General features: G+C 64.7%; 4 protein-coding genes. 2 read left to right on the top strand and 2 right to left on the bottom strand.

The features are described 5' to 3' along the window. On the top strand, positions 1-263 hold a 263-nt coding region (locus ACRDUX_RS05990; RefSeq protein ID WP_526411957.1), incomplete at its 5' end, for a GAP family protein. Positions 264-380: 117 nt separating this feature from the next. After that, a complete protein-coding gene (gene htpG / locus ACRDUX_RS05985; protein WP_526411955.1) occupies positions 381-2315 on the top strand; it encodes a molecular chaperone HtpG in 1935 nt (644 codons plus the stop codon). 13 nt (positions 2316-2328) lie between these two features. Here the strand turns inward: htpG and ACRDUX_RS05980 are convergent, their stop codons facing one another. Next, positions 2329-3186, bottom strand: coding sequence for a GAP family protein (locus ACRDUX_RS05980; protein ID WP_526411953.1), 858 nt, complete (start codon positions 3184-3186; stop codon positions 2329-2331). A gap of 23 nt (positions 3187-3209) precedes the next feature. Further along, the coding region (locus tag ACRDUX_RS05975) for a non-ribosomal peptide synthetase family protein (RefSeq protein WP_526411951.1) at positions 3210-6179 on the bottom strand (2970 nt) is incomplete at its 5' end.

Below are 6179 nucleotides of genomic sequence, written 5' to 3'. Positions count from 1 at the left end.
CCACGATTCTGCTCGTCGTTCTGATCGTCGTCGGTTCGGGAGCCTCGCTCGCCACGCAAGTGAGTGCCACCATCGTGTTCGTCCTCGGCGTGCTTGCAGTTCTCGAGCTCGCCCTCGTCAGCTATCTGGTCGCGCCACGGCGGACCCAAGCGGCACTGGGACCGGCGCACGAATGGGCGCTGGCTCACCGTTGGAAGGTTCTGATCACGTTGTTCGCAGTCGCGGGGATTTGGTGTGTGGTGAACGGCGTGGGCATCCTCTGAGCTGGCGTCCGATGGCCTGGACGTCTCGACCCGCCTAGTTGGTCTGAGCCCTGCCCGATGAGGTGCTCGGTATCATCCTTTCCGGCATCCGCAATCCAAGGCACTGAACAGGATCACATGACTTCACACGTCGAGCAGTTGGAATTTCAGGCGGAGGCACGCCAACTGTTGGATCTGATGATCCATTCGATCTACTCCAACAAGGATTCGTTTCTGCGGGAACTGATCTCGAACGCATCCGATGCGTTGGACAAACTGCGACTGGAAGGGTTGCGGAACAAGGACCTCGACGTCGACACCTCCGATCTTCACATCGAGATCGAGGTGGACACCCAAGCGCGCACTCTCGTCGTTCGCGACAACGGGATCGGCATGACGCGCGACGAGGTCGTGGATCTCATCGGCACCCTCGCCAAGTCCGGTACCGCCGAGCTGCGGAAGCAGTTGAAGGAGGCCAAGAAGGCGGCGGCCTCGGAAGAGCTGATCGGTCAGTTCGGTATCGGCTTCTACTCGACGTTCATGGTCGCCGACAGGGTCGAGCTGCTCACTCACAAGGCCGGCGAGAGTGAGGCCACTCTGTGGGCGTCCAGCGGGGAGGCCACCTACACGATCGAATCCGTCGAAGGAGCGCCGCAGGGAACGACGGTAACGCTGCACCTCAAGCCCGAAGACACCGAGGACGAACTGCACGACTACACCTCGGAGTGGAAGATCAGGGAGCTCGTCAAGAAGTACTCCGACTTCATCGCGTGGCCCATCCGGATGCAGGTCGAGCGAACTACCCCGCCGACCGAGGACGGCGCCGACGAGCGCGTCACCGTCGAGACGCAGACCCTCAACTCGATGAAGGCGCTGTGGGCCAAGACCCGCGACGAAGTCTCCGACGACGAGTACACCGAGTTCTACAAGCACGTCGCTCACGCCTGGGACGATCCGCTAGAGGTCATCCCGATGAAGGCCGAGGGCACGTTCGAGTACCAAGCCCTGTTGTTCATCCCGTCACACGCGCCGTTCGACCTCTTCACCCGGGACGCCAAGACCGGCGTGCAGCTGTACGTCAGGCGCGTCTTCATCATGGGCGACTGTGAGCAGTTGGTGCCGAGTTACCTGCGGTTCATCAAGGGTGTCGTCGACGCACAGGACATGTCTCTCAACGTCTCCCGCGAGATCCTGCAGCAGGATAGGCAGGTCTCGGCGATCCGCCGCCGTCTGACCAAGAAGGTCCTTTCGACCATCAAGAGTCTGCAGTCCGAACGGCCGCAGGACTACCGCACGCTGTGGACCCAGTTCGGTGCGGTGCTCAAAGAGGGCTTGATGTCGGACCTCGAGAACCAGGACATACTGCTGCGAATTTCGTCGTTCGCCTCGACGCACGGTGAAGAAGAACCGACCACCTTGGCCGAATACGTCGAGCGCATGAAAGACGGTCAGGAGCAGATCTTCTACGCCACCGGGCAATCGCGAGAGCAACTTCTGAAGTCACCGCATCTCGAGGCATTCAAGGCAAGGGGCTACGAGGTGCTGCTGCTCACCGACCCGGTCGACGAGGTCTGGGTGGGATCGGTGACCGAGTTCGACGGCAGACCCCTGCAGTCGGTTGCCAAGGGTGAGGTGGACCTCGATTCCGAGGATGAGAAGGCGGCACACGACGCCGAGAACCAAGAGCAGAAGAGGGATTTCGCCGACCTGCTCACCTGGTTACGGGAAACCTTGGGCGATCACGTGAAGGAAGTACGGCTGTCCACCCGCCTGACGGAATCGCCGGCCTGCCTGGTTACCGACTCCTTCGGCATCACCCCGGCGCTCGCGCGCATGTACCGGGCCTCCGGGCAAGCGGTTCCGGCGGGAAAGAGGATCCTCGAACTCAACCCGAAGCATTCACTGGTCACCGGCCTGAGGCAGGCTCACGAGAACCGCGGCGCCGAGGATTCCTCACTGGCCGAAACTGCCGAGTTACTCTATGGCACAGCACTTCTCGCGGAAGGTGACGTACCCGAGGACCCGGCAAGGTTCGCCGGGTTGCTCGCGGACCGGCTGGCTCGCACCGTGTAGCAGGGCGCGGACGTCAGCCGATGCTGAAGCCTCTCGACAGCTGCCAGATCGCAATCAGAGTGAAGAAGGCGATCAGGATTTGACGACTGTAAGTCTGCGCCCAGTCGTGGAGTGGTCGTAGCACCGCGGCGGTCTTCCCTGGTGCGACGACGTAGCTCAGCCACGTGATCTCGAGAACGGCAAGGAAGCCCACGACGAACGCGGCGGCGGCAAAAACCTGTTCACCGATCCCGGCTCCCGACGTCACGATGGTGGTGTCTACCAGCAATACCAGCGTTACGGACGGCAGATACAACATGCCGAACACGAACGTGACCCGCACGGACCCGTTCTCCCATGTGCTGAGGAGACGGCCGTATAGCCGCCGGACTTCAGATCCAACTCTGCTAGCCATGCCCTTCACCCGACCCAACGGCCCCGACTCATCCCTTGGCCCACTGGACTCCAGAACGAGGGTGGAAGTGGCACCGCCGGTCGTCGGAACGCCCGTCCGACCGCGTTGCGCTCGGTGGCGTCCACCCAACCGTCGGCCCGAAGCCACGGCCTCCTGCGACTCCGAACGCCGACGCATCCAGAGGCGCACCGTCATCGCTGCGGCGACCAAGAGAAAGATGGCACCGATGACGAGTGGGGTCGGCCGGATGGCCGAGCCGCCCGTTGCCGTTGCCGTCGCCGGAGCGGCAAAGGCTTGCGCAAACGAAGCAAATCCCGGCGTCAGGTTCAGCAACGCCAGGGGAGCAAGGAAGAGAGGAAGGTTCACGGTTAGCGCGCCGAGCCAGAAGGCGAGCAGTTTTTGGACGGGACGTGGCCTGGAGATGATGAGAAGGACGATGCCAAGAAGAACCGGATTGAGCGCCACAAGCAGCGACATGCCCAGAAGCGAACTCCACATGTTTAGAGCAGTTCGAGCAGTTGCAGGTCGGTGACGTACTTGGTGATGACCGGCGCGGTGACTCGTGGGATGTCGGGGTTGTCCTTGTCGGGGCCGACCTTGGCTTCTTGGACCGCGGCGCGGAACTTCTCGGCCGGGGCGAAGGATCCGAGCGTGGGCTCTGGCGGTTGCAGGTCCTCTGTATGCGCCGTGAGGACCTGCAGCATCTGCAGCACCGAATTCTGACGCTGCCGTTCCGGTAGGGCGCACAGGCCGGTTTCGAAGCGCTGCAACCATTCTCCGAAGTCATCGATGCGCTCGATCGGGTGACCGGCCTCGATCAGCCAGTCGACGTATTCGTCGATGCCGATGCCGTCGTCGTGCGGGTTCATCACGTGATAGGTCGCGAATCCGTCGGCCAGCTGGGCACCCAGCGCGGTGACGGCCTCGGCGACGAATCCCACGGGTAGTCCGTCGAAGTGGGCGCGTTGGCGGTTGCCGTCGTCGTCGAGTTGATAGAACGACGCCGGCGCCACCCCGGTCGCCACCAGACTCAGCACCATCCGGGTGACGGTGTCGGAGACGTTGAGCTGTCCCGCGTATTCGGTGTCGGCCAGGATCATCCCGGAGCGGAACACCGACACCGGCAGCCCACAGAGGTCGTGAGCCTCGCGCAGCAGCACCTCACCGGCCCACTTGCTGTTGCCGTAGCCGTTGGCATAGCTGGCGTCGATCGAACGGGTGGGGCTGATCACTCGGATGTCGGCGTCCTCGGTGAACGCCGAGGGATCGACTTGGCGGCCCACGTCGGAGGTGGAGACGAAGGCATACGGCTTGACCTTGGAGGTGAGCGCGAACCGGATCAGCTCGGCGGTGCCCACCACGTTGGGCCCGAACAGCTCCCCGTAGGGCAGGACACTGTTGACGAACGCCGCAGAGTCCACGATCAGGTCCACGGTCTGGGCCAACCGCTGCCAGGTGCTCTCGTCGAGGCCCAGGTCGGCTTGGCCCTTGTCCCCGGCGATGACCTGCAGCCGATCGGCGGCCAGTTCTCCGAAGTGCCGCAGCAGTACCGGATCGCCGCTGTCGAAGGTCTTCTCCAGCCGGCGCCGCGCCTCCTCATCGGAGCTGGCCCGCACCAAGCAGATCAGCGTGCCATCGACCTGCTCGAGTTGCTTGAGCCACTCCAGCACCAGATACCGCCCCAGGAACCCGGTCGCCCCCGTCAACAGAACCGTCCGGGTCTCGTCGGTCGGGCTCGACAGTGTCGGTGCGGTCGTCAGGGTCGGGGCGTCGATGAAGTGGCCCAGGGTGAGGTCACGGGCGTGGATTTCGGTGATGTCGCCACCGTGTACGGATTCGAAGCTCGGACCAGTGATCGCGCCGCCAGCGCCGTCGACGTGCTGGCTCAGGGCACTGACCGTGGGTGCCTCGAAGAGGGTTCGCACGTCGAGGTGGCCGTCGATGGCGGTGTTGATCGCGGCGATGACCCGCATGGCGGAGATCGAGTCCCCACCGAGGTCGAAGAACGAGTCGTCCACACCGACGCGCTCTACGTCGAGAACTTGGGTGTAGATGCCGGTGATGATCTTCTCGACCCTGGTGGTGGGGGCGCGGTAGCGGTCGGAACCCTGGTACTCCGGGGCGGGCAGTGCGCCCCGGTCCAGCTTGCCGTTGACGGTCAACGGCAGCCCGTCGAGCACCGTGATCGCGGCGGGAATCATGTACGCGGGCAGGCGATCAGCCAGTTGGGTGCGCATCTCGGCGGGGTCAGCGCTGCCGGTGACATAGCCGATGAGGCGTTTGTCGCCGGGTCGGTCTTCGCGGGCGATCACGACGGCCTGCTCGACCCCGTCCAGCTCGGCCAGTACGGCCTGGATCTCACCGAGTTCGATGCGGTACCCGCGGATCTTGACCTGCTCATCGGCACGCCCCAGGTACTGCAGCTGCCCATCATCACCCCAACGCACCAGATCCCCGGTGCGATACATCCGCGTCCCGGGCGCCCCGAACGGGCACGCCACGAACCGCGAAGCGCTCAACCCGGGACGACCCATATAGCCGACACCCACCCCGCGCCCGGCCAGATACAACTCACCGACCACCCCCGCGGGCACCGGCCGCAACCAGCCATCCAGCACGAACACCGCCCCACCAGGCACCGGCGCACCGATCGGCACCACAGCCGACCCGGCCGCCAACGGCGCGCTGATCGCCGCGTAGATCGTGGTCTCGGTCGGACCATAGGCATTGAGCATCACCCGCCCCGGCGCCCACCGATCCACCACCTCAGCCGAGCAGGCCTCACCGGCCACCACCAACGCGGTGTTCTCCAACCCTTCCGGGGAGAGCATCCCCACCGCCGACGGGGTTTGATACAGCACGCTGACCTTCTCGGCGACCAACAGGTCGTGCAGGTCATCCGGTGACCCCGCCACCGACTCGGGCACCACCACCAACCGGGCCCCGTGCAACAGGGCACCCCAGATTTCCCACACCGAGACGTCGAAGACCAGCGAATGCCACTGCGACCACACCTGCCCCGGACCTCTGGGCAGTACCGCAGGCAACGACTCCAGCACCTGGGTCAGGTTGTGGTGGGTGACCGCGACGCCCTTGGGCACACCGGTGGTACCCGAGGTGTAGATCATGTACGCCAGATCATCGGCAGCCGGGGCGGCCAGCGCGGTGCTGGGCTGCGACCCGATGGCAGGGTCCTCGACGTCGACGACGCGGACGTCGAAACCGTCCAGACGCGTACGCAACCCGGCGGTGGTGACCGCCGCGATCGGGGCGGCGTCGCCGAGCATGAACTCCAACCGCGCCGCGGGCACCGCCGGGTCGATCGGCACATAGGCCGCCCCGGTCTTGAGCACCGCCAAGATCGCCACGATCGCCTCCGCGGACCGCGGCACCAGCAACGCCACGAACTCACCCGGGGCCGCGCCGTGTTCAGTCAGCACGTGCGCCAACCGATTCGAGGCCTCATCGAG

The sequence above is a fragment of the Mycobacterium sp. genome (genome assembly GCF_050701675.1).
Taxonomy (GTDB): domain Bacteria; phylum Actinomycetota; class Actinomycetes; order Mycobacteriales; family Mycobacteriaceae; genus Mycobacterium.
This window is presented reverse-complemented; position numbering and strand designations above follow the sequence as displayed.